Annotated in this window: 22 protein-coding genes; 12 read left to right on the top strand and 10 right to left on the bottom strand. The window is 31.5% G+C overall.

Going from position 1 to position 24,787, the window contains the following annotated elements; genetic code table 11:
* The first annotated feature begins 127 nt into the window (after positions 1-127).
* Both B6F84_RS00600 and cyp119 read left to right on the top strand, forming a co-directional pair.
* On the top strand, positions 128-1,561 hold the full coding sequence (locus B6F84_RS00600) for an MFS transporter (protein WP_148690419.1): 1,434 nt from the start codon (positions 128-130) through the stop codon (positions 1,559-1,561).
* Between the two features lie 167 nt (positions 1,562-1,728).
* On the top strand, positions 1,729-2,856 hold the full coding sequence (gene cyp119, locus B6F84_RS00595; protein ID WP_148690418.1) for a cytochrome P450 Cyp119: 1,128 nt from the start codon (positions 1,729-1,731) through the stop codon (positions 2,854-2,856).
* 56 nt (positions 2,857-2,912) lie between these two features.
* Here cyp119 and B6F84_RS00590 read toward each other — a convergent pair whose 3' ends face one another.
* From B6F84_RS00590 to B6F84_RS00580, 3 genes are all read right to left on the bottom strand, one after another.
* A complete protein-coding gene (locus B6F84_RS00590; RefSeq protein WP_148690417.1) occupies positions 2,913-3,440 on the bottom strand; it encodes a DUF998 domain-containing protein in 528 nt (175 codons plus the stop codon).
* Between the two features lie 381 nt (positions 3,441-3,821).
* Positions 3,822-4,097, bottom strand: coding sequence for a PhlB family protein (locus B6F84_RS00585; protein ID WP_148690416.1), 276 nt, complete (start codon positions 4,095-4,097; stop codon positions 3,822-3,824).
* Positions 4,094-5,218: a thiolase family protein gene (locus B6F84_RS00580; protein WP_148690415.1), complete on the bottom strand. Its 1,125-nt coding sequence runs from the start codon at positions 5,216-5,218 to the stop codon at positions 4,094-4,096. Before B6F84_RS00580 ends, B6F84_RS00585 begins: the two co-directional genes overlap by 4 nt.
* A gap of 272 nt (positions 5,219-5,490) precedes the next feature.
* On the opposite strand from B6F84_RS00580, the gene B6F84_RS00575 reads away from it, so the two are divergent.
* The 5 genes from B6F84_RS00575 to B6F84_RS00555 all read left to right on the top strand — a co-directional run bounded on the left by B6F84_RS00575 (position 5,491) and on the right by B6F84_RS00555 (position 13,199).
* Complete coding sequence (locus tag B6F84_RS00575; protein ID WP_148690414.1) at positions 5,491-6,264, top strand: DMT family transporter; 774 nt, start codon at positions 5,491-5,493, stop codon at positions 6,262-6,264.
* A 171-nt stretch (positions 6,265-6,435) separates the two neighbouring features.
* Positions 6,436-7,821: a selenium-binding family protein gene (locus B6F84_RS00570; RefSeq protein WP_148690413.1), complete on the top strand. Its 1,386-nt coding sequence runs from the start codon at positions 6,436-6,438 to the stop codon at positions 7,819-7,821.
* Entirely contained in the window at positions 7,784-8,332 is a 549-nt protein-coding gene (locus B6F84_RS00565; protein WP_148690412.1) for a hypothetical protein, read from the top strand. The genes B6F84_RS00570 and B6F84_RS00565 overlap by 38 nt, the downstream gene beginning before the upstream one ends.
* 41 nt (positions 8,333-8,373) lie before the next feature.
* Positions 8,374-9,144 (top strand): SDR family oxidoreductase, encoded by a 771-nt coding sequence (locus tag B6F84_RS00560; protein WP_148690411.1) that lies wholly within the window; start codon positions 8,374-8,376, stop codon positions 9,142-9,144.
* 602 nt (positions 9,145-9,746) lie between these two features.
* On the top strand, positions 9,747-13,199 hold the full coding sequence (locus tag B6F84_RS00555; RefSeq protein WP_148690410.1) for a proton-conducting transporter transmembrane domain-containing protein: 3,453 nt from the start codon (positions 9,747-9,749) through the stop codon (positions 13,197-13,199).
* Positions 13,200-13,211: 12 nt separating this feature from the next.
* On the opposite strand, the gene B6F84_RS14160 is transcribed toward B6F84_RS00555, so the two are convergent.
* The 6 genes from B6F84_RS14160 to B6F84_RS00530 form a co-directional block, all read right to left on the bottom strand.
* Entirely contained in the window at positions 13,212-14,042 is an 831-nt protein-coding gene (locus B6F84_RS14160; RefSeq protein ID WP_250638081.1) for a 3-hydroxyacyl-CoA dehydrogenase, read from the bottom strand.
* The gene (locus tag B6F84_RS14155; RefSeq protein WP_250638080.1) at positions 14,002-14,226 is read right to left on the bottom strand and encodes a 3-hydroxyacyl-CoA dehydrogenase NAD-binding domain-containing protein; all 225 of its coding nucleotides are present in this window, start codon (positions 14,224-14,226) and stop codon (positions 14,002-14,004) included. Before B6F84_RS14155 ends, B6F84_RS14160 begins: the two co-directional genes overlap by 41 nt.
* A gap of 10 nt (positions 14,227-14,236) precedes the next feature.
* On the bottom strand, positions 14,237-15,250 hold the full coding sequence (locus B6F84_RS00545; protein WP_187152720.1) for a ferritin family protein: 1,014 nt from the start codon (positions 15,248-15,250) through the stop codon (positions 14,237-14,239).
* Between the two features lie 333 nt (positions 15,251-15,583).
* Positions 15,584-16,486 carry an AbrB/MazE/SpoVT family DNA-binding domain-containing protein gene (locus B6F84_RS00540; RefSeq protein ID WP_148690408.1) on the bottom strand — a complete coding sequence of 301 codons (903 nt, stop codon included), beginning with the start codon at positions 16,484-16,486 and terminating at the stop codon, positions 15,584-15,586.
* Between the two features lie 39 nt (positions 16,487-16,525).
* Complete coding sequence (locus B6F84_RS00535; protein WP_148690407.1) at positions 16,526-17,287, bottom strand: enoyl-CoA hydratase/isomerase family protein; 762 nt, start codon at positions 17,285-17,287, stop codon at positions 16,526-16,528.
* Positions 17,288-17,289: 2 nt separating this feature from the next.
* Positions 17,290-18,051 carry an enoyl-CoA hydratase-related protein gene (locus B6F84_RS00530; protein ID WP_148690406.1) on the bottom strand — a complete coding sequence of 254 codons (762 nt, stop codon included), beginning with the start codon at positions 18,049-18,051 and terminating at the stop codon, positions 17,290-17,292.
* Positions 18,052-18,234: 183 nt separating this feature from the next.
* Here B6F84_RS00530 and B6F84_RS00525 point away from each other — a divergent pair, with 183 nt between their 5' ends.
* From B6F84_RS00525 to B6F84_RS00505, 5 genes are all read left to right on the top strand, one after another.
* Entirely contained in the window at positions 18,235-19,398 is a 1,164-nt protein-coding gene (locus B6F84_RS00525) for a thiolase domain-containing protein (protein ID WP_148690405.1), read from the top strand.
* A 6-nt stretch (positions 19,399-19,404) separates the two neighbouring features.
* Positions 19,405-19,794 (top strand): Zn-ribbon domain-containing OB-fold protein, encoded by a 390-nt coding sequence (locus tag B6F84_RS00520; protein ID WP_148690404.1) that lies wholly within the window; start codon positions 19,405-19,407, stop codon positions 19,792-19,794.
* Positions 19,791-21,077, top strand: a complete 1,287-nt coding sequence (locus tag B6F84_RS00515; protein WP_148690403.1) for a phenylacetate--CoA ligase family protein — start codon at positions 19,791-19,793, stop codon at positions 21,075-21,077. Before B6F84_RS00520 ends, B6F84_RS00515 begins: the two co-directional genes overlap by 4 nt.
* A 340-nt stretch (positions 21,078-21,417) precedes the next feature.
* On the top strand, positions 21,418-22,455 hold the full coding sequence (locus B6F84_RS00510; RefSeq protein WP_148690402.1) for a thiamine pyrophosphate-dependent dehydrogenase E1 component subunit alpha: 1,038 nt from the start codon (positions 21,418-21,420) through the stop codon (positions 22,453-22,455).
* Complete coding sequence (locus B6F84_RS00505) at positions 22,452-23,450, top strand: alpha-ketoacid dehydrogenase subunit beta (protein ID WP_222703215.1); 999 nt, start codon at positions 22,452-22,454, stop codon at positions 23,448-23,450. Before B6F84_RS00510 ends, B6F84_RS00505 begins: the two co-directional genes overlap by 4 nt.
* A 22-nt stretch (positions 23,451-23,472) precedes the next feature.
* Here B6F84_RS00505 and B6F84_RS00500 read toward each other — a convergent pair whose 3' ends face one another.
* Positions 23,473-24,513, bottom strand: coding sequence for an NAD(P)-dependent alcohol dehydrogenase (locus tag B6F84_RS00500; protein WP_148690401.1), 1,041 nt, complete (start codon positions 24,511-24,513; stop codon positions 23,473-23,475).
* Between the last annotated feature and the right edge of the window lie 274 nt (positions 24,514-24,787).

Here is a 24,787-nt window from a genome sequence, read left to right as displayed (position 1 = left end):
TATATCTTTTTTAAAGCTAATAACGAAGAAAATATATATAAACTAAAATTGTTTTGTTTATCTATAAAACAAAATTCTGAAATCAGTTTGATATAATAGTTATAATTATGAAGAAGTATCAACGAATATGTCAAAAGAAGATAATGTAAAGTCAGCCCAAATTATAGCTAGACTTGATAGGCTACCAACATGGGCCTTTAACTATATTTTGTTAGGAATTATAGGTGTTGGAGAATTATTTACATTTTATGATATTTTCAATATAAATGTAAGTTTTGTTCAGACTGCAGTAGTATTATTTCATGTATCTCCTTCAAATGCGGCCATATTACTAGGACCGGTAGTTTTAGGCAATTTAATCGGTTACGTTATAGGTTCTCTTGTCTTGTCTCCAATTTCTGATAAGATAGGTAGAAGAAATATGCTAATGATAACAATGCTAATAATGGGTTTAAGCTCATTTTATAATGCAGCCACTTTTTCGTATCTGGAATTCTTAATTGCAAGGATTTTGACAGGGATAGGCGTAGGAGCAGACTTAGCAATAGTTAACACATATATCAGTGAAGTAGCACCTACGCATATAAGAGCAAAATATGTATCATTAATTTTTGTTTTCTCTACGATAGGTGGATTTTTAGCTATATGGTTAGGATTAATCTTAACTACACCATCGGCACCGTTTCCGCAAGGATTACCATTCGCGTTAGGTGGGTCAGGATATTTAGCAACAAACGGTTGGAGAGTAATGTATATTATAGGAGGATTCTTGGCTATAATAGGTCTACTTTTACGATTTGAATTACCCGAATCTCCTAGATGGCTTATAGGAAAAGGAAGGATCAACGAAGCTGAAACAATAGTAAGATCTATGGAGGAAAAAATTACAAAGAGGGGAATTTCTTTACCTCAAATTCCTAACTTAGTCACTATGAGTAAACCTCAAAAAGAGGTACCTTATTCAGAAATTCTAACAAATAAATTCTACCTAAAGAGATTAGCAATTTTGATGCCAATGTGGTTCTTAGCTTATACAACAGTATATAGCATAGCTTCCGGTTTAACATCACTTCTTACTGCTCATGGATATAGTTCATCAGAGGCAGGAGTAATTTCTGCTATTGGAATAACAGGATTCGTATTAGCAGCAATTATAGCAACTGAATTTGGAGAAAAAATAGAAAGAAAGTTCTGGATAAGTATAGGTGCGCTAATAACAGTGATAGGAGGAATAATAGTAGCGATAATACCAAATATAATAATTGATGGTATAGGAGCAATTATATTATTTATAGGATTTAACGTTTGGGTCCCAGTAGCTTACGCATGGACAGCTGAAAGTTTCCCAACTAGGGCTAGAACTTCAGGTTTTGCATTATGTGATGGATTCGGGCATTTAGGAGGAGGGATAGGAGTAGCTTATATTACATCAATAGCAGTCTTATTACCTACTCTGGAACTCTTTGGACTTATCGCAGTATTCTTAGTTATAGCCGCAATAATTGCACTTGTAGGAGGTCATTATACTGCACATAGGAGGTTAGATGAGATTTCTCCATAATTCTACATGAAAATAAATTATTATTATATAATATCAATTTTTTTGAAAAACATAAAAATTTATAGTGATAAAACGTGAATAAGCAAGTTTTATTAGAAGACTAATTATTGAGAAAAATTAAATAGATATATCGAAAAGTATTTAACCTCAAAATAAAAGTTTTAATTATGTACGACTGGTTCAAGAAAATGAGGAAAGAAAGCCCAGTTTATTATGACGGAGAAGTTTGGAATGTGTTTACTTATAATGATTGTAAATTAATACTTAATGATTTTAAGAGATTTTCCTCTGCTATGACAGACTATAATGAAAAATTGCCAGATTTAAGATCGGGCAAAATAACTTTCGCTGTACCGACAAGATATACAATGTTAACATCTGATCCACCATTACATGATGAACTTAGAGGAATGACGAGCAATTTCTTTAATCCGGCTAACTTAAGACAATTAGAGGGATTCATAAGAGAAACTGTTGATAACTTAATTTCAAACTTAGATAATGAATTTGATGTAATAGAAAGTATTGCAGTCCCCTTACCAGTTATAATAATATCTAAATTGTTAGGAATAGAGTCTGATGTGAAGAAGATTAAAGAGTGGTCTGACATAGTAGCGTTAAGGTTGGGTAAACCAACGGAAATTTTTAGGATTGGAAAGAAATATCTAGAATTAATCAATTTTTCTAAAAACGTTATAAATTCTAGGAAAGGAGAAAAAGGTGATGATATAACTTCAGTTATTGCTAATTCAAATCTATCCGATGTAGAGAAAAGAGGATATCTTATTCTACTCATGATAGCAGGAAATGAAACAACTACTAATTTAATAGGAAATGCCATAGAAGATTTAACTATATTTAAACAATGGGATTATATAAGGAAGAATGGAGGATTGAAGGCAGTAGAAGAAGCGTTAAGATATTCTCCACCAGTAATGAGAACTGCAAGAATAACTAAGGAAAAAGTAAATATCGGAGGAAAAGAAATAGAAGAAGGCGAACTTATAAGAGTTTGGATCGCTTCGGCTAATAGAGATGAGAGCGTATTTAATAATCCAGATGATTTTATACCAGACAGATCCCCTAATCCTCATCTTAGTTTCGGTTCTGGAATACACTTGTGCTTAGGTGCACCACTAGCAAGACTAGAAGCTAAAATATTATTAGAAGAATTATCTAGAAAAATGGAAATTACAGATATTATAGAAAAGGAGAAAATTGAAAATGAGATACTTAACGGATATAAGAAATTAGTTGTTAAAGGGAAAAAGTTAGATACTAATAAACTTAATTAGAAATAAAAATAGAATTCGTTTTATCTGAAAAATTATCCTTTTTTTACTCTACTTCTTTAATGTTTTCTCCCTTCTATTAAGTATGTAGCGAAACTAATTCCCCAAATTAGTTCAGGATATATAATTAATCTTTCAGTACCTCCAGGTCCTATTGGGTATATTTTAAGGATAAACAAGACTAAACTGACTAACGTAATTATACCTAGTATACTCCAGAAATAATTTCTATGAAAAGAAGTAACAATAGCAGAAATTCCTCCAAATAGAAATGCTATAAGTGCAGAAATTAAATGAGGATAACCAGTAGTTTCAGGAAATATCCCCACAAACATAGCTCCTACTCCGGTAATAAAAATAAGAAATGAATATGATCTCCACAAAAGAATAGAACTTACGATAATAAGTAAACCCATAAATATTATTGATCCATTGAATATTATTGCTGTACTCCCAACTCCAAGATCACTAACATAATTTGACCTTATAGAATAGCCTGGATATAAAGCTTCAGCTACAATAATAAATAATATAAATTGAGATACTCCTACTAAAATTAAATATCCAGAAATCTTTGATCTATCCATAAATTATATTTCACTATAGAAACTAAATACTTATTGTTGCTATAACGAGAGCTCTCATAAAAAATTAAATAGCTAAGTTTTAGATTGAATTACTTAATCCTACGGTACTCCCAATATCCAAGCCATGAAAAATTATTAGAACTTTTTCATTAATATAAAAACATAAGTTAAATTGAGAAACGAATCAGTTACAAAGAGAAAAAGGCACTGTAATAATACTAGAAGAATTTACTATAAATGAACTCACTTTTCCATAATCTACAACTAAGGATATATACTCATTTCCATTTAGTAAGTTTTTAGAAAAAATATACGAATTATATTTTACTAGAGTAAATTAGAGAATTCTAGTTTTTAGATATGTGCTTGGAAAAACTATTTTTAGGTTATTTTCTCGCATAATTGCCCATTTATCATTACATTTTCTCCTTCTTTTAACTCACTAGAAGATTTACATAAAGCCTTTGTTCCGTTTAATGATATCAAGTTAATATAATATTCTTCTTCGTTTCCATCCGGAGTAACGTAAAGTTTCCAACTAAGTATAACAGTACCATTATTATTATTTTCCTCTACTTTTTTCATTTCACTCTTACATTTAGGGCAAATTATCCTTTCATAACTTGTTACATATCCGCAGTTTATACACTTCATCATGGCTCGTCACCGTAAATTGTTACAGTAGCAGAATTTCCAAATCCTGCCATACTTAAACTTAATCCAACTCTTGCATCTTTTACTTGCCTATTTCCTGCCTCATTTCTAATTTGCCAAAAAGCCTCCAAAGCTTGAGCTATCCCACTAGCGCCTATAGGATGACCCTTAGAATTCAATCCCCCACTAGGATTTAAAGGAATATCACCATCTAATCTAGTAACTCCATTAATTACAGCTTTCCATCCTTCACCCTTAGGAAATAAGCCAATATCCTCTGATTGAATAATTTCAAGAATTGTGGCCATGTCATGTAATTCTGCAAAATCGATTTTTTCTATCTTTGCCTTCTTAAATGCCATCCTTGAAGCTCTTCTAACTGAGTCCAAGGTAGTAAAGTCATCTCTATCACATATAAATGAAGTATTGTTAGAATATCCTATTCCTTTTATATAGACTGGTTTACTGGTATAACTTAACGCATCTTCATTTCTAGTCATTACTATCGATGCTGCACCATCACTAATAGGAGTATATTCATACAATCTTAATGGTTCAGAAATAACTGGTGAAGATAATACATCTTGAAGTGATACTGCTTTTTGAATATGAGCATAAGGATTTAAAGATCCATTATAATGATTTTTTACAGCCACTTCTGCTATGCTTTCTCTGGTGGCTCCAAACTTTTTCATGTAATTAATTGTAGCTAATGAAGCAAGTGAGGGTAAGGATGCGATCCTTTCGTTTTCAGGGAGTAAGGAAGAAATTATTTTAGTTACTTCTCTGGTTTTCTTATCAGACATTTTTTCTACGCCTATTATTAGCACCGTATTAGCTTCTTTGGACTCTAAAAGAGATTTAGCTAAAAGTAATGCTGACCCTCCACTTCCACTAGTATTATCAACTCTTACTGACGGAACTTCGTCAATTCCCAAATAAGTTGTAATTAGAGAATTAATTCCTGAAATAGAATTAAATTCTCCAGAATATGAATTGGAAACTATTACAAAATCAAAATCATATTTTCTGACCAAGTCTTTACTGGCTTCACCGGCTAACTCTATGACGCTTTCCTTTCTCTTGCCGAATTTTGTAATCCCTACATCTACAATAGCTACCATGCATTAAAGACGATCCATTATGTTTAAAAATTTATTGTATAATCTCTTATCATGTATTCAAAGTTTTAACTACATGTAACACTTTTAAATAATATAACAAGTATTAACTTGATTAAATTTTTACTTTTATTTTGAATTTTTTTGTAAATAGCTGTTGTAATGAAAAAATAAGATGCATTGTCACGAAAGATAAAATCTAAAATTATTCCAGTACATGTTAAAATAATATTCTACGTTATGCTTAAATACATTTATCTATATTTTTCTATACTATGAAGGAAAAGGCAATATTGTTTTTAGGCGGTGTTGCTTTTGGAACTGCAGCAATTTTTGTCAAATTTTGTACCATATCTCCACCTTTGATTACGTTTTTACGGTTTGTGTTGGCTGGATCAATTCTGCTTGCCTTTTCCAGAAAAGGAAAGTTTAAATTGAAATACTTTATCATTCCTTCATTATTTCTTTCACTTCATATGATGTTTTTTGTAAGTAGTGTTTTCTTAACTACAATATCTGCCTCAACTATTCTAGTCTCTACTAGCCCGATATTTGCAATGATATTAAGAAGAAGAATTGACTTATTCATACTCACAGCAATAGCAGGGATAATAATAATAAACTATAGCGTAAGTTTCGGTTATCTTCTAGGAAATGTTTTAGCATTACTGTCTGCTGTTTCCTTTGCTTTTTATACTTATTTCTTATCTAAATTACATTACGATTTTACCTCAACCGCATCTTTCATTTACTTATTATCTTCAACATTCATGATTCCAATTTTACCAGTATATGGTATAGGCGAATTTAATTTAGTTTCGATACTTGCAGTATTAGGTCTTGTTTTAATTCCTACTTTAATCGGACATGGTTCAATTATATACACTGCAAATAAGCTACCTATTAGCTTAGTAACATCTGCAGAGCTTATTGAACCAGTAGTAGCTACGTTACTGGCAATACCTATTTTTCATCAGATTCCGAATATTCAAGAAATTATAGGAGGGGCAATAACATTAATTTCAATTTATTTTATATTTAAAAAATAAAAAGAGAGAAAGAAGGATCATTTAACTAATTTCACTTATCCTGAAGGATTAAGAACAAAAATATTTTTGGTAATATTGTCATGAAAGGTTATAGTAAGTTTAAATAATTTAATAAGTGCAATATTAGCATATAACATAAAATTTAAATAAATATCTTAATTAACTATATATATGGGAGTATTCTCATTTAAAAGAGACCCAACATTCTATCCATCCCCTAAAATGGCTATGGAATCTCCGCCAGAAGATTTGGCTTATGTTGCAGGATTACATACTAAAACTGGAGTAGAAAAACCCGATTTTATAGCAGTTGTTGACGTAAATCCAGATTCAGAAACTTACTCTAAGATTATATATAAAGTGGAACTTCCAAATTTTAATGACGAGCTTCATCATTTTGGTTGGAACGCTTGTAGTTCTGCTCTATGTCCAAATGGAAGGCCAGACGTAGAAAGGAGGTATCTAGTTGTTCCTGGTTTAAGATCATCTAGAATATATATCATTGATACAAAACAGAACCCTAGACAACCACAAATTGTAAAAACTATAGAACCAAAAGAGGTTGTGAGCAAAACTGGATATACTAGACTACATACTGTACATTGTGGTCCAGATGGTATTTACATTAGTGCGTTTGGTAATGAGACTGGAGATGGACCTGGAGGAATATTAATGCTAGATCATTATACTTTTGACCCATTAGGCAAATGGGAAATAGATAGAGGTGATCAATATCTAGCTTATGATTTCTGGTGGAATCTACCAAATGAAGTGATGGTAAGTAGCGAATGGGCTACGCCAAATACTATAGAAGACGGATTAAAGTTAGAACATCTTAAAGATAAATACGGAAATAGAATTCATTTCTGGGATTTAAGGAGGAGAAGGAAAATTTCTTCGATAACCTTAGGAGAAGAAAATAGAATGGCTTTAGAGTTAAGGCCATTACATAATCCTACAAAAATGATGGGATTTATTAATATGGTAGTTAGTTTAAAGGATCTTAGTAGTTCAATATGGTTGTGGTTTTATGAAGATAAAAAATGGAATGCAGAAAAAGTAATTGAAATTCCTGCAGAACCTGCTGAAGATGTACCAGAAATTCTAAAACCATTCAAAGCAGTACCACCTTTAGTTACGGATATAGATCTTTCTCTTGATGATAAATTCCTATACGTAAGTTTATGGGGAATAGGAGAAGTAAGACAATACGATGTCTCAAATCCATTTAAGCCAATACTTACAGGTAAAGTGAAGTTAGGTGGAATATTCCATAGAGAAGATCACCCTGCTGGACATAAATTAACCGGTGCGCCACAAATGTTAGAAGTTAGTAGAGACGGTAAAAGAGTCTACGTAACTAATTCATTATATAGTACATGGGATAACGAATTCTATCCTGAAGGATTAAAAGGATGGATGGTAAAACTAAACGCAAATAAAGACGGCGGATTAGAAGTAGATAAGGACTTCTTCGTTGATTTTGGAGAAGGTAGAGCTCATCAGGTGAGATTGAAAGGTGGAGACGCTTCTTCTGATTCCTATTGTTATCCTTAGCGTTTTAGAAGGAATAGATCCGCACAAGGGATTACTTTTTTCCTATTACTTTTATTCATTTAAAGGTAATATAGCTTATTTAGTTCCTATCTTGACTAGTATAGTATACTATTTGCTTGGTATCTTGTTAGTTTATGTTTTACCTTTAGATTCTTCTTTTCTACTAAAGATAATTATATTTTATCTCCTTTTATTGCATTCTATAGCAAAAGTCCTTATAGGTAAAATTCTTCATTATTCAGGAAATATGAAACCAACTTTATCAAATCTTATAACTTATTCCTTTGTTAATTCTCTACTTCAGATGAGTTTACTTCTAGTATTGGCAATTGCAGTTTTCATGAATTATATTATTCTATTCTTAGTTTTATCAATAATAATAAAAGAGATTGTATTCGAATTTGCAAAAAACTCTCAGAAAATTCTACTTTCTCTAACAAAATATAATTTTGATTATATTTATGTTATTGGTGTTCTATTAATATTCTCTCTCTTAATTATCTTTCGATAAGTTTCAAGAAAAACATTTATTTAGCATATCGCATAGTGCATATGGATCTAAATCTCAAGGATAAAATAGGTATAATAACTGGAGCATCAAAAGGTATAGGAGAAGGAATAGCAAAAGTTCTAATGAAAGAAGGTGTAAAAGTTGTAAATTTTGATATAATTAAACCAGCTTATGAAGTGGATTTCTTCAAAGTAGACATATCAAAGAAGGAAGAAGTATTAAACGGAATAAATTATGTAATTCAAAAATATAATAAGATAGATATTTTAGTTAATAATGCAGGGATAGAAAGCTACGGATCTATAAACGAAGTAAGTGAAGAAGAATGGGACAAAATAATTAACGTGAATGTAAAAGGGCCATTCTTATTGTCCAAATATTCTATACCTTACATGCTAAAACAGAAAAAAGGAGTAATTATTAATATAGCTTCAATTCAATCTTTAGCAACTCAGAAGAGAGTTGCAGCATATACAACTAGTAAGCATGCTCTTTTAGGTTTAACTAGAAGCATAGCAGTAGATTTTGCTCCATTTATAAGATCAATAGCTATATGTCCAGGTTCAATTAGAACTCCATTATTAGAATGGGCTGCAGAACAGGAAGTTGGTAAAGATAAGATTGAAGATAAAATAAAGGAATGGGCTGAAGTATATCCATTGAAAAGAATAGGTTCACCGGAAGACATAGGTTACTTAACAGCATTCTTATCCTCTGATTTAGCATCATTCATAACTGGCGTATGTGTAGTTATAGATGGAGGACTAACTTCACTAATTCCTATCAGTTCTCCAGAAAAAAATCCAAAATAATTTAGAGATAATTTAATCCAGATGATTTTTCTCTAAAATACTTTTATAACTTTTTTAGTTTATATTTAAAATAGAAAATCAATTGTTAAAAACTCACTACTATATAATGTAAATAAGTTAAATATTATTTATTAGTTCAACAGTTGCCATTAAATTTTACAAAAGTATGAATAGAAGTTAATAGTGTAAAAAAAAGGAAAAAATATAGCAATTTTCTATAAAATGATATAGTCAAAATTTTCATATTACTCTTTAGATTTTCTAAATAGTATTTCTCCTCTTAATTGATTATAAATTAATTAAATCTCCATAAAATTGATACTAAACTACGTTATTTTTACGTTATTCTAAATGAATTTTTTGCTAACTCATAAAAATTAAAATTTATCTCTAATTCTACTTAAAATATAGTGAGTTAGTTTAAATTAACTATGAAAAATACACTTGAAAAATACAAGAAAATATTTGTTTAACTTCTCAATCTAACATTAAATATCTTTTCTAAATTATGAATATAATATACTTAAATTTAATAAACATTATTTAGGCTTATACTTTAATACTAAAGCTTAATCATTCCTATATTGTGGTGAGATTTCATCATGATAATTCCCTTCATTTTAATAATATCTGCTATACTTGTTGGATTAACATTCTTTATTAATAAGAGAATTTCACTTTTTACCGGGATAGCTAGTATAGTAATTAATGTCTATTATCTCTTTAACTATGGTTTGTTTATATCCTTCTATAATATTAATAAAATTGGCTCTATTGGATTTACTATAAATCAGCTAAATTATCCTTTTATTATTGCAATTATAATAGTTTCTCTTGCATCAATAATATTTTCATATGACTATTTTAAGTCCAGAAGCGTAAATTCTAGTTTAATATACGGATTACTGTCATTAGCCGGAGTATCGTTAATATATACTGCTCTATCAGTTAATTTATTGGAACTCTTTATATTTCTAGAGATCTCAATTTTCTCAGTATTTTTCATGATATTAATATATGGGAAATCTGACAGAGAAAAAGCCTCATCAATATTTATTCTTTGGTCACAAGTAGGAATGGCACTATTTTTATCATCTATAATTCTCATAGGCTTAAGAGCGGGTACAATGAATATTTATAAAATAGATGATGTATTTAATAACTTTTCTGTATTGCCATATGCTCCACTATTCTTCCTATTAGGAATATTGGGCATGCTGATAAAGGGTGCACAATTAGGATTTAACACATGGTTACCTAAAACCTATAAAGAGTCCCCATCGCCAGCTATTGTCATCAATACATTAGTTACTGGTATGTTCATATTTGTAATAATAATATACTTCTATTTATTTAACTCCTTGAGCTACCTATCTCCGATCTTTATTGCATGGGCATTACTAACAATGATATATGGTGCAGTGAATACATTTGCTCAAAAAGATTTTAACAAATTCTTAGGATATAGCAGTATTTCCCAATTCGGCTACTTACTACTAGGAGCCTCTATCTCTTTTATGTTAGGTTTAGGATCTAAAGTAGAATTACCATTAGGAATTCTAGCATCTGCAATAATTTACGTAAGTATAGCATTAGGAAAAGGAATACTCTTTACTTCAATAGGCAGTATAGAAGAGAAAATAGACGACAAAAATTTAATGCTATTTAAAACTTCGCCTGCATTTACATCATTTTCTTTCATAGGACTATTAAATGTATTAGGTTTGCCACCAACAATAGGATTTTTAGGAGAAGTACTTCTAATACTAGCATCTGCAGATTTAGTACACTTAATAGGACTATGGTTCATACCAATACTTATTGGCATCTTCATTACAATGGCACTTTCGTCTGCATATGGAGTCATGTTATTTAAAGACGTATATGGAGGAACAAAAACCACAATATCAATAGATAAGAGCTTAATCAGTTCCATTATAGGTGCACTAGCAATATTTAGCGTTATATTCTCTATATATCCGGAAATACTTACAAATGCATTTTCTAATTTCATTACATTTGTAGGCGGAAACTATATACTTTTACCACTTATAGTTCTTTTACCTTCGATTGGTGCATTTATAGCACTGATAACTCCTAAAACATTTAATCAAGATATTAGAGGTAGTATTTCAACTGCATCTATAGGTATTGCAGCAGGTCTAGCAATATATACTCTTATAAATATTCTTTTGGTAAAACATACATTTTTATCTCCAGTTTTCTCATTCACGTTATTAAGTTACTTCTCATTTAGTTCATCATTAATGCAAGCAATATTATCGTCATTTATACTGATAATCTCATTTTTCATTTCATTATACAGCATAGATTACATGAAAGAAGACAGTGTATTAAGGAGATATTGGGGCTTCTTTGGATTTTTTGTAACCTCCATGTTAGCTGTTGTACTCTCGGATAATATTTTCTTATTTTTATTTGGATGGGAAGGAACTTCATTAGCTTCATTCGCATTAATAAGTTACTACATAAACGATTCTAGTAAAAATATTGTAGGATCTGGAAGATCATTTCTTGGAATAAAATACTTATCAACACCATATAAGAGTGGATTAAGAGCTCTAATATTCACTAGGACTGCAGACACTGGATTAATATTTGGTTTAGGATATTTACTATTCTCTACTACATTTTCACAATTTGATGGAATTTCTACATTATATCCTCCTGCTCAATCGCTGTTTGGCAGTTTTTCTATACTGGTTCACTCTCCTTATTCATTAATACTCTTAATCACACTATATTTAGGTGGTTTAGCTAAGAGTGCAGTATTTCCATTTACACAATGGCTAGTTACAGCAATGACTGGGCCAACACCTATCAGTGCATTAATACATGCAGCTACAATGGTAAATCTAGGTGCAATACTAACATTCATTACATATCCATTTTTAATTTATACAAAAAATATTACATTTTTCGAGATAATGATAGGATTATCAATATTTACTGCAGTGTATACTACTTTTGGAGCATTAGTATCAAAAGAACAGAAAGTGATATTAGCTAACTCTACAGCAGATCAGATAAGTCTAGCAATTCTCTCATCCTCTATAGGAGGATTACTTTCTATTTACTTCCACTCGCCATTATATGTATACTCTGGAATTGCAATAGGATTATTCCAAATAATAGCTCATGGAATATACAAAGCGTCATTATTTATGAACACAGGATCGGTAATACATTATACTGAAAGTAGATTTATAGAAGAATACTCATCACTTTATAAAGAATTAAGAGGAGTATTTATATTACAGCTAATTTCAGCACTAAACCTTGCCAGTATACCTCCTTTAATAGGCTTTTGGGCACACTCATTCATAGCAAACTTACTAACTTTCAATCCTGCATTAGAGGCAATTTATTTATGTCTAGAATTTGCAGCCGCACTGTATATAATTAGATACCTAGTAAAAACATTTGCATGGAAATCAGAATTTACTGTATTTACCAATAATTTCAATTTTAAATCAGGTAATTTTAGACTTTTCGCATACACGCATAAAATGGAAACAATACCAGAAATTCATAAAGATAAAAAGATAGGAAAACTAATGATAATTTCTCCATCTTTTCTTGTAGCATTTACATTAGCAATTAGTCCATTCATGTTGGTAATAATGAGATTCTTTTCTACTCAAATGCTAACAGTAAGCAAACTTCTCTACTTTTCTGACTATGACGCAATAATTTCAGCGATAGGAGTTATTTTTGCGTCATTTCTATTCTCTAGACAAATTAATCTAAATATTGATCCAATAATTAAGTTCTTTGATACTGGATTTTTCTTATATCCAGTACTAGATAAAATAGGGATTTATGGTAACAATGCATTTAATTGGTTATTTGAGAGAGTAGAAGATCAATACTATACTATACTTAATTTAAAATTGCCTACTAGCATAAAAGCATTCGGTACATATGCAGTACCAAAGATTCAATCAGGAATATTAAGAAATTATGTAGCATATTACTCTATAGGTATAGTATTAATATCTATTATACTAATTATATTGTTTTTTGTAAAATAAAATCTTTTTCTTTTAGTTATTTATCTCTTTTTCATACTCAAATATGCCCTTTTTCCAACCTAAACCTAATTTTACAGCTAAATCTATATCATCCTTATCTGACACTTGATTATCTACTAGCCAGTGAGCCTCACTTATAGCATCTCCAATTAAATCTTTAGAAGCTGGCATTCTCTCAGTTCTTACAATAGAAGGCCTTCCATGAGACCAATCATAAAAACCTTTACCATTTTTAGCTCCAAGATATCCTTTTTCGTATAAAATCTTTAATTCTTTACATTCAAAATTGTAACCTCTCTTTTTTACTTCATTACTGATAAAATAGTTAGTATCTATTCCAGTATAATCTAATAACTCAAATATACCCATAGGAAAACCTAATACATATTTAGCTAAACTATCTATCTCCTCAACAGAATAAGAATTAAGCAAATTGCATGCAGAAGTAAATATTCTGAATAAAATCCTATTAACAACAAATCCAACAACGTCTTTTCTAACAGGAATAGGTATCTTATCTATATTTTTTACTATCTCAATACCTTTTTTAAACGTCTCATCAGACGTCTTATTACCTTTTACTACTTCTACTAACTTCATCATAACTGGAGGATTAAAAAAATGTAATCCTAGAAAATTTTCCGGATAAGTTATTCCTGTACTTAACTCACTTATAGGAAGGCTACTGGTATTAGAAGCTACTATAACGTTATCCTTAATTATTTTAGCAGATTGTAATGTCTTAAACACATTTAATTTTAAATCAAAATTTTCAGGAACAGCTTCAATTACTAGATCTACATCAACATCTTTCAATTCCTTTAATGGTATAATTCTTCCCAAGATCTACATCAACATCTTTAACTATCCCTTTTTCCTTAAGTTTATTTAAAGACCATTTAATATTTTCCAATCCCTTACTTAACGCTTGAGGATAACTATCATAAATATAAACATAATTTTTAAAAGAAAAAACTTCTGCAATTCCATGACCCATAGTACCTGCTCCTACTACTAGAACTTTCATTCAATTCCACCTAAAAAACAGGTATAATATCTCCCTCTTTTATATCGAAAACTTCCTCTCCAGTAATCCCAAGTTCTGGCATAGCAGGCATTTTTATATTATATCTTTTCAAACTACTTCCAACCCTTATTATAGCGTTCCTCCATGCGTCTTCCTTTTCCTTAATATCTGGAATATAAAAACCAGCACTCCTAGCTAAATCCTCCATTTTTTCGTGAACTTCTACAAACCAAGGTGGTAATTTCCAGAAATCCTTAGGAGGTAAATATGTAATTAATGAAAGAAATACAAATCCAGCTCTTACTTGTTTAGTAACTAATTTCTTCCTCTCATCATCCATGGTTCCAGCATTATCACTCATAATTAAGTGAGTGAACGCATAATGTCTTGTTTCGTCAACTGCAGTATTCTTAAAAATTTCCTGGAATTGTCTTATCTTTGCTCCCTTAGCCATAGTAGAAAACACAGTAGTAGCTGCCGCTTCACCCATCATAAACGACGTAAAAAGTACGTCAAAAGTATATTTATTATAAGCTTCCAAGTAAGCCTTCCAATATCTTGAGCCATTCCACCATGTCCATAATACATTTAACATAGCTTTTCTTTCCAATTCATCTTGAGGTTTAAAATTAAACGGAAATCCAGGTAATATGTTATTTATAGATAATCCGCACACCATGTTATGCCTATTTTCATCATATGTTATAGTAGTTAATATTCCCCTTACTGCAGTATCCAAATGATTTTCAAAAGACTTTACAACTGCATAAGCAAAAACTGGGGTAGCGTTATCAAAATTAGATAATAAACTCCACCAATACGCTATAGCTAATCTTTGTTTTCTATCTAATCCCGACGCATATTCCTTAATTTCTTCCCAATTTATATTATCTTCATCCCATTGCTCTCTTTTAGCTCTCCTATATAATTGCCAAGCTTTTTCATTATCAAAATTCCATTTTGGAGGATATGCATTATTAGGTGGAAAATCTGGTTCCATATTAAAGTCTAGATCATGTTTCATCATAATTACCTCATATATAATTTGTTATTTCTTCATATATAAGTTTATTAGAACATATAATTATCTAATAGAAACATATATAAATAACATATATTATGTATATTTTTCGATTTAGAATTTATTATAAAATAGTAAGAATCAAAAATATATAGAAATGTTTAGTTCTAAAGTGTCTGAAAATTGAGGTTGATGTCTTAATTAACCGTGGTAAAATTAGCTCAATTCAAATGACACTTATTAGATTGAAATAATTTGAGTGAAAGTCCTAAGAAGATTTTGTAATTATACTTTGTCATTAACAAGAATACTAAAAACTCGAGATAAATATTATTATTAATAGACTATTCTTACTGATTTATGGACTGCATCATCCATTAAAGCTATAACATAAGAGGCCATCCTAATAATTTCCTTGCAAGATTCAGAATTTTTAGTACAATTATTTTCTATATTTTTCATATTTCTTCTTATTATCTGAATCTCCGATAAATCCTCTGTAAAGAACATATCACTAGCCTTCTTAAACATTTCAGCTATTAGCGAAATAGAATTTTTATCTATATCATCAGTTACCTTCAAAAACGTCTTTAAATGTGTTACGAATCTTCCCATATCTCTCATCAATATAGCGTATAGGACTACATCCTTAGCTGGAATCATGAAATTGTATCTATCATCTAATTGGATACCCAACGAAATATTCCTTATAATAGCCCTATAATCGCTCATTAAGTTATCACACCTAGCTAGCAGATCATCCAACATTTCCTTTTTAAATCCGTTAACATTCTCCAGGTCAGTAAGAATCTTTAAGATCTTATTTCTAAAAGAAGTAACTAAGTTAACTAAATCAGTAGAAATTTGAGAATTCACCTTAAAAGAAATTTTATCAAAAGTCTCATCATCTATCTCCAATCCAGGATGAGATAACTGTAACTCTCTTAAAACTCTCTTAACTTCGGCATTCATTACATCTTCAGACTTTACAATAATCTTACTTACTCCTTGCATATAATAGACAGAAATTAAATAAATTACTTCATCCAGATCTTTATTCAATAAAATTTCTTTTTCATCGTTCAATGGTTTTTCTTTCTTTATTTTTAATCCATCAGCAGTCTCGTAAACTTCTAACTCATTCTTAACGTCTAAATTATTTTTCTTTATCCAATCAGTAGGCAAACTAATTATATAACTTCCTCCTTTAATCTTTTGCAATCTTCTTTTACTATTCACATATATACGTATTTAATTAAATATAAAAAAGTATATAGATTAAGACTTCCAATTAGGTTTCCTTTTTTCCGTAAACGCCTTCATTCCTTCTCTTCCGTCCTCACTAACAACAGTTAAGTAAAAGTTCCTCCTCTCAAAATCCAAACCTTGTTGAAGCGTAGTATCAAAAGCCTTATTCACTGCTTCTTTAGCTTCCTCCACTGCAAAACCAGATTTAGATGCAATATCTTTAGCTATCCTTAAAGCCTCATCTACTACTGCTTCTTCTGGCACTACCTTAGTAACTAGCCCTCTCTTATAAGCTTCCCACGCTGAAATTAACTGCCCAGTTAAAACCATTTCCATCCCTTTATACTTTCCAACAGTCCTAGTTAGCCTTTGAGTCCCACCGGCTCCAGGCATAATTCCGAGATTAATCTCAGGTTGTCCTAGCATTGCAGACTCAGAAGCAATAATTATATCGCAAGCCATAGCTAATTCTAAACCCCCTCCTACAGTTAAACCATTTAATGCAGCTATCACAGGCTTCCTAAAACTCTTTAATCTCTCCCACATAGGAGCGTGACCAACTCTAGCTATTTCCTCTATACTCATTGTATTCATTTCATTAACGTCTGCTCCTGCACAAAAAGCTCTTCCATTTCCAGTAATTATTACAGCCCTTACTTTTTTATTTTCTAACTCATTGAATACGTTAACAAAATCTCTAACCATTTCCATATTTAATGCATTCATCTTTTCAGGTCTATTTAATCTTACAATAGCAATATTATCAACTAAATCATAAATTACAGTGTTCATTCTTATTCACCTTTGAATACTGGTTTCCTCTTTTCCTGAAATGCCTGAATTCCTTCTTTAAAATCATTGCTTTTTCCTAATACTCCTTGCATTATTGCTTCATAATCTAAAAACTCCTCCAAATCCGCGTACATAACTCTATTTATCAATCTTTTACTTGCAGAATAACTCTTATAAGGTCCATTAGATATTTCTTCAGCCTTCTCTAGAGCACTAGAGACTGGATTTTCTACGATCTCAAAACCAAAATTTCTGGCTTCCTCACTAGAAAATTCACCACCATAAACATATTTCTCAGCCTTAACGCCAGCTAATCTAAGCATAAACAAGACTATGCCAGAATCTGGAGCTAACCCAATATTGTGAAAAGCCATAACAAAACGAGAATTCTTAGAAGCAAACCTAAAGTCACAAGCTAAAGCTAAACTAATACCTGCTCCAGCAACTACTCCATTAACTGCAGAAATAAATATCTTAGGAGAAAATCTAATTTCTTTTATAATCTGATGAAAAGAATTTCTTAAATCCTCAGCCAAATCCACATTAAAATCCTTAATTGAAGAAATATCAGCGCCAGCACTAAACGCTTTTTCATTCCCTGTAATAATTGCAACTCTCTTCCTTTCATCCCTATTGAACTCCCTAATACTTTTTAATAATGAATTTCTTAACTCTAAATTCATAGCATTCAATTTTTCCGGTCTATTTAATTTAATTAGAGTTATTTTATCTCCTTTTTCTTCTACAACTATTTCGTTGGTCATTATTTAACATTCTACGCACTCATTATAAAAACTTATCTAGAAATAATCAGAAACAAGATTTTTATTTTCTTATACAACATTTAAATTTTAAATATAAAATGCGTTAGACTTAACTAGCAATATATACGCATTTATCTATATTAAAGAAAGATATATATAATTGATTAATCATTTAAATAATCAATGAATAGAAAAGTAGCTATAGTAGGAGTAGGCTCATCAAAATTTGGTAAAAGAAACGATGTAACAATTAGAGAATTAACTTGGGAAGCAGTAAAAGAAGCATTAGAAGATGCAAATATAACACAAAAAGACATACAATTGACAATCTTTGGAAGCACAGCATACCGAGGAACAGAAATATATCCTGCTCCTCCAGCATCAGAATACTCAGGCTTAACAGGAAAGACACCATTGAGAGTAGAAGCAGCCTGCGCAACAGGAAGTGCCGCAGCATTTTCAGCAATAAACGCTATAGCTTCTGGAATGACTGACATAGTCCTTGCTATAGGAGCAGACAAAATGACAGAAGTAGACACGTCAACATCTTTAGCTATAGGAGGAAGAGGAGGAAATTATCTATGGGAATATCACATGTATGGAACAACATTTCCAACGTACTATGCATTATACGCTACAAGACATATGGCAGTTTATGGAACCAAAGAAGAAGATATGGCATTAGTTGCAGTGAAAGCCCATAAATACGCTTCATATAATGAAAAAGCCCATTTCAGAAATAGAATAACAGTAGAAGACGTATTAAAGTCAAGAGTAATCTCATGGCCAATAAAACTTTTAGATTCATCGCCAATATCTGACGGAGCTTCAGCGGCAGTATTTATGTCAGAAGAAAAAGTAAAAGAATGGAAAATAGAAGATCCAATTTGGGTAAAAGGAATAGGATATAGCAGTGATACGTCATATATTGCTGCCAGAAAAGAATGGACAGGATTAAACGCTGCAAGAGAAGCTGGAGCAATGGCTTATAAAATGTCAAAAACATCACCTCAAGATATAGAATATGCAACAGTACACGATTGCTTTACAATAGCAGAAATAATGGCTTATGAAGACTTAGGTTTCGTAGAAAAAGGAAAAGGAGCCGAATTACTTAGAGAAGGCCAAACTGAAAAAGATGGTAGAATCGCCGTTAACCTATTTGGGGGACTAAAAGCAAAAGGGCATCCATTAGGAGCATCAGGTTTAGCAATGATTTATGAAGTAACTAAACAACTAAGAGAAGAAGCAGGTCCCGTTCAGCATTCATTTAAAAAATACATAGCATTAACCCATAACGTGGGAGGAACTGGACATTACGCATTTGTGACAATTTTAGAGAGGTGAAAAATAATGGAAGGAATTCCACTATTTATGAAATATGAATTGCCCGATGTATATAAGGAATTTTGGGATGGTTTGAAAAAAGGAGAAATATTGGGAACGAAATGCAAAAAATGTGGCAAAATCTATTTCCCACCACAAAAAGATTGCACAAATTGCATGACAACAGATCTTGAATGGGTAAAATTGAGTAAAGAAGGAACAATAATGACGTACAGTATAGTAAAACAAAAACCTCAAGGATTCGAAAATTTTCAAGATTACATTATAGCTATAGTAAGAAATTCCGATGATGTAGATTTGATGTGCTGGTTACTCGATAAAAATCCTAGAGTGAACGAGAAAGTGAAACTAACGTCTGATGGTAAAAGAATTCTGTGTGAGGGAGAACAGAAATGATTTATGACGAAACAGATCCTTATGCATTATCAAAAGACGAAATACAAAGTATACAACAATTTAGGTTCAGAAGGATGATAAAAAGGATTTGTGAGAACAGTCCTTATTATCATAAAATATTCAAAGAAAAAGGATTAACAGCTGACGATATAAAAACTCCAGATGACTTAGTAAAATTACCATTCACAACAAAAGAAAACATAAGAAATAACGGATATCCTTATGGTGGAGATTTTCTTACAGTACCTTTAAGCGAAATAGTAGGCTGGCATATGACTAGTGGAACAACTGGAACTCCTACAGTAACAGCTTACACAAAATCAGATATCGAATTATGGGCAAAATTAGTAGCTAGATGCTTAAATACGGCTGGTGTAAGAAAAGACGACGTTATAGCCAACGTTTATGGATATGGATTATTTACCGGAGGAATAGGATTACATATAGGAGGACAAGAGTTAGGAGCAAAAGTTATTCCTTGGAGCTCAGGGAGGGCAGATGCATTAGTTAAAACATTAAAGGATTTCAAAGTTACTGTATTAACTGGAACTCCATCGTTTGAGCTGTATATAGCACAAAAGATAAGAGAACAAGGGGTAGATCCAGAAAAAGATCTAAATTTAAGGCTAGCAATACCTGGAGCAGAAGCTATGACGCCAGAAATGATAGAAAGAATAGAAAGAGAATTATCTTTGCCTTCTCATGGTGGAGGAGCCAGAGAAATTTACGGATTAACAGAAGCAATAGGTCCTGGAGTAGCACAAGAATGTCCATTAGACAGACATAAAGAAATGCATATATGGACAGATCATTTCTACGTAGAAATAATCGATCCAGAAACTGGGGAAAGAGTAGGAGAAGGAGAGGAAGGAGAACTAGTTCTTACTCATTTAGATAGAGAAGGAATGCCATTAATAAGGTACAGAACCAGAGATATAACTAAACTAATTGAATCAGATGACGAAGTCCCATTCCCTAAGATCTCTATAATTAAAGGAAGAATAGATGACGTAATATTCTATAAAGGAGTTAAAATATATCCTACTGCAATAAATGCAGTAATGCTAAAACATCCTGAAGTTAAGGAATATAAAGTAATCATAACCAGAGATCCTGCTAAGTTTGAAATTCTTGTTGAAGCAGAAAAATCATCAGAAGAATTAGCAAGAAAGATATCAGAAGAAATAGAAGGAGTAACGTTTGCAAAACCTAAAATAGAATTTGTACAACCTAATACATTACCTAGATGGGAAGGAAAATCAAAAAGAGTAGAAATAAAATAGAGTTAACAATTAAAAATATAAAGTATTTTAATAAAATTGAAGTAATGTGTGTACGATTTGAATCTTTATGTTAGTTCTGCAGGCCATTCTGATAAAGAGAATAGCCTTAATTTCCAGATAATCCACAAACACAAACTAAAATTGAAGATTTATTAGAGTTACTTTCAAATAGTGAAGTTTTTATGCAAAATATTTCCTGGAAACTGTATATTAGGTTTTACTTAACTAATCATAAATATATTATTTAAATATAATTAATTAATAATCTTAGTAGATTATAATTACATGATTATAGATAATATACCGAAAAGTTTATTATTATGTAATTTAATTTTTTAATATGATTATAAAACCTGAACCGTCATTAAAAGATCTCTACTTCCTAATAGATGAGGCAGGACTTAAGCAAAGCGATTTGTTAAACATGTACAAGAATATGATAACTATTAGATATTTTGAGGAATCTATAAAGAAAATTTATAACGAGGATAAAAATCCATTTAATATGGCTTCAGGTATAATAAGGGGAGAAATGCACTTATCAATAGGTCAGGAAGCAGTTGCTGTAGGCGCTCTATATGACACAAGAGAAGAAGATGTAGTAATAAGTACGCATAGACCTCATGGTCACGCTATAGCTAAAGGTGTAGATCTTAATAAACTAGCATCAGAAATCCTAGGAAAGTCTACTGGGCTTTGTAGAGGTAAAGGTGGGCATATGCATTTATTTGATAAAACTAAAAATTTTGCATGTAGCGGTATTGTTGGTGCATCGTTTCCTCAAGCAGCTGGAGCAGCATTCTCATTTAAATATTTAGGAAAAGATAATGTAGCGTTAGCTTTTGCAGGAGAAGGAGCAGCTAATCATGGAACTTTTGCCGAGACACTCAATATAGCAAGTACCTGGGAGTTACCGTTAATCATAGTAATAGAGGATAATAAGTATGCAGATTCTACGCCCAAATCTTTAGTCATGCCTACAGTTTTTCATTATCAGAGAGGGTTAGCTTATAATATTCCTTCATATTTGGTAGATGGAATGGATGTTATAGATGTCTATTCTATATCTAAAAAAGCTATTGAAAGGGCTAGAAAAGGATTTGGTCCAACGTTAATAGAAGCCTTAACGTATAGATATGTAGGACATTTTGAAGGAGATGGAGAAGAATACAGAAGCAAAGAAGAAGTTGAATTCTGGAGCTCTTTAGATCCTATAAGAAGATTAGAGAATCGGTTATTACGCTTAAATTACGCAGATAATGAAATCTTAACTAAGCTAAGAGAAGAAGCTAAAAAACAAGTTCAAAATGCAATTGATTTTGCAATAAATAGTCCATATCCACAACAAGAAGAAGCATTAATGGGTGTATTTGCATGAGGATAAGAGGAATTGCTCAGGCTATTGCAGAAGGGATAAAAGAAGAAATGGAAATAAACGATAGAATTGTAGTATTAGGTGAAGACGTAACATATTGGGGAGCAGTATTTGGTTTTACTATAGGATTATTTGAAAAATTTGGAAGAAAAAGAGTTATAGATACACCAATAACAGAACAAACATTTATGGGATTAAGTGTTGGTGCAGCATCTTCTGGTTTACATCCTGTGGTATCATTAATGTTTGTAGACTTTTTAGGAGCCGGATTCGATCAAATGTATAATCATATGGCAAAGAATTACTATATGAGTGGAGGTCAATATCCTATGCCTGTTACAATAGTAACAGCAATAGGAGGAGGATACGGAGATTCATCTCAACATTCTCAAGTACTTTATAGCCTTTTTGCACACGTACCGGGTTTTAAAGTTGTTATTCCTTCAACTCCATATGATGCTAAAGGACTAACTATAAAAGCATTAAGAGACCAAAATCCAGTCATAATATTTGGACATAAACTGTTAACTGGATTGCCATTTTTACCATTTGAGGGTAATGAGGAAGAGGTTCCAGATGAGCCGTACGAAGTTGAATTCGGCAAAGCTGCTATAAGGAGAGAAGGTAGTGATCTAACAATAATTTCTACCGGTTTAATGGTCCATAGAAGTTTAAAAGCAGCCGAAATTCTCCAAAAAGAAGGTATTTCTACAGAGGTTATAGATTTAAGAACGTTAGTTCCACTAGATGAAGAAACAATAATTAAATCAGTAAGTAAAACAGGAAGAGCGCTGATAGTTGATGAAGATTATATGAGTTATGGAGTGTCGGGTGAACTAGCATTTAGGATCCAAAATAAAGCATTAAAAAATCTTAAAGTTCCCATCTCAAGGTTAGCGGTTCCTGATGTTCCAATACCTTTCTCTAAACCATTAGAAAGCGCTGTTATACCCAGTGTAGAGAGTATATATAGCGAAGCAAAAAAATTAATACAATAATATTCTACTTTTTATAATATAATTATGGTATTAATACTTGTCTTCCTACAGCCCTAAAGTTCTCTAAATTATCTATTGCTTCATTTGCTTCTTCTAACTTCATAGTTTTAGTTACCATAGGTTTTACTTTTCCTGCATCAGCAAGCTTCATTATTCCCAAAAAATCAGACTGATTTCCTACTAGACTTCCAACAAACTGAATCTCTCCTAGAGTTATGAGTGGAGCATGATAATGCAAATCTGCACCAAATAATCCAACCATTATATACTTTCCTTGTTTAGCTAATGCCATAGGGTATATAGAAAGTGTTTTATCAGAATTATTCAAATCAATAATTGCATCTGCTCCTCTTCCTTCCGTTATCTTTCTAATCTCATTCACTGGATTTGATGAAGAAGCATTTATTACGTAATCTGCTCCAGCTTTTTTAGCGGCCTCTGTGGCTTCGTCTCTTACGTCAATACCAATTACTGTAGCGCCGGAAATAGCTTTAGCTATTTGTATAGCCATAGTACCTAAGCCCCCTCCAGCACCTATCACTACTAATGTTTTGGTAGGATCTAAAATTGCTTTTTTAACAGCCCTGTAAGTTGTTATTCCAGAACATGTTAACGGAGAAGCTTCTACAGCACTAAGCCTTCTTAATTTATAAAGATATTTATAGTGAGGCACTAGTACATACTCAGCATAAGCCCCATCATAGTTTATTCCTAACCACCTTGGCGTATCGCATAAATGCTCTTCTCCAATTCTACAATAATAGCAATTTCCTTCTCCTTCCCATGGATTAACTGCCACTAAATCACCTTTTGAATAGCCAATAACCTCATCTCCAACCTCTTCTATCCTTCCTGCTATTTCATGACCTAGAGTTACAGGCAATCTGACTCCTAAATCCTCAATCCTTAGATTTCCGAACCTACCTTGCCTCATATGAACGTCAGTATGACAAACTCCTGCTGCTTCAACTTTAACTAAAACTTGCGTACCTTTTGGCTTAGGAGAATCTACATCTTGTAACTTAAGTGGCTTATTAATTTCTACCACTCTCATTGCCTTCATGTTCTCTAATATGATTAGGAAAATAAATTAATAAAGTTTATTAAATATGATTATACATATTAAGTATAAAATGGATTATTTACTTTTATGTACTTAATCTCATTCAAATATTACCAAACAAGTAGGTATACTATAAGTTTATACTGAATTTCCTCTATAATATTACTATATTTATTCGAAACAGATAACATTAAAATGAAAATGAGGCATATTGAAATGCATTATCTTACTTAATATAATCTTTAGTAGTGAAAATAGATAATACAGTTAAATA

The sequence above is a fragment of the Acidianus manzaensis genome (assembly GCF_002116695.1).
Taxonomy (GTDB): domain Archaea; phylum Thermoproteota; class Thermoprotei_A; order Sulfolobales; family Sulfolobaceae; genus Acidianus; species Acidianus manzaensis.
This window is presented reverse-complemented; position numbering and strand designations above follow the sequence as displayed.

Coding starts and splice junctions, on each gene's coding strand:
- B6F84_RS00545 (WP_187152720.1), bottom strand. CDS start 15,250: ATGAAACATGATCTAGACTTTAATATGGAACCAGATTTTCCACCTAAT.
- B6F84_RS00585 (WP_148690416.1), bottom strand. CDS start 4,097: ATGATGAAGTGTATAAACTGCGGATATGTAACAAGTTATGAAAGGATA.
- B6F84_RS00535 (WP_148690407.1), bottom strand. CDS start 17,287: ATGAACACTGTAATTTATGATTTAGTTGATAATATTGCTATTGTAAGA.
- B6F84_RS00510 (WP_148690402.1), top strand. CDS start 21,418: ATGATTATAAAACCTGAACCGTCATTAAAAGATCTCTACTTCCTAATA.
- B6F84_RS00575 (WP_148690414.1), top strand. CDS start 5,491: ATGAAGGAAAAGGCAATATTGTTTTTAGGCGGTGTTGCTTTTGGAACT.
- B6F84_RS00500 (WP_148690401.1), bottom strand. CDS start 24,513: ATGAAGGCAATGAGAGTGGTAGAAATTAATAAGCCACTTAAGTTACAA.
- B6F84_RS00515 (WP_148690403.1), top strand. CDS start 19,791: ATGATTTATGACGAAACAGATCCTTATGCATTATCAAAAGACGAAATA.
- B6F84_RS00525 (WP_148690405.1), top strand. CDS start 18,235: ATGAATAGAAAAGTAGCTATAGTAGGAGTAGGCTCATCAAAATTTGGT.
- B6F84_RS00530 (WP_148690406.1), bottom strand. CDS start 18,051: ATGACCAACGAAATAGTTGTAGAAGAAAAAGGAGATAAAATAACTCTA.
- cyp119 (WP_148690418.1), top strand. CDS start 1,729: ATGTACGACTGGTTCAAGAAAATGAGGAAAGAAAGCCCAGTTTATTAT.
- B6F84_RS00600 (WP_148690419.1), top strand. CDS start 128: ATGTCAAAAGAAGATAATGTAAAGTCAGCCCAAATTATAGCTAGACTT.
- B6F84_RS00560 (WP_148690411.1), top strand. CDS start 8,374: ATGGATCTAAATCTCAAGGATAAAATAGGTATAATAACTGGAGCATCA.
- B6F84_RS00505 (WP_222703215.1), top strand. CDS start 22,452: ATGAGGATAAGAGGAATTGCTCAGGCTATTGCAGAAGGGATAAAAGAA.
- B6F84_RS00555 (WP_148690410.1), top strand. CDS start 9,747: ATGATAATTCCCTTCATTTTAATAATATCTGCTATACTTGTTGGATTA.
- B6F84_RS14155 (WP_250638080.1), bottom strand. CDS start 14,226: ATGAAAGTTCTAGTAGTAGGAGCAGGTACTATGGGTCATGGAATTGCA.
- B6F84_RS00570 (WP_148690413.1), top strand. CDS start 6,436: ATGGGAGTATTCTCATTTAAAAGAGACCCAACATTCTATCCATCCCCT.
- B6F84_RS00590 (WP_148690417.1), bottom strand. CDS start 3,440: ATGGATAGATCAAAGATTTCTGGATATTTAATTTTAGTAGGAGTATCT.
- B6F84_RS00580 (WP_148690415.1), bottom strand. CDS start 5,218: ATGGTAGCTATTGTAGATGTAGGGATTACAAAATTCGGCAAGAGAAAG.
- B6F84_RS00520 (WP_148690404.1), top strand. CDS start 19,405: ATGGAAGGAATTCCACTATTTATGAAATATGAATTGCCCGATGTATAT.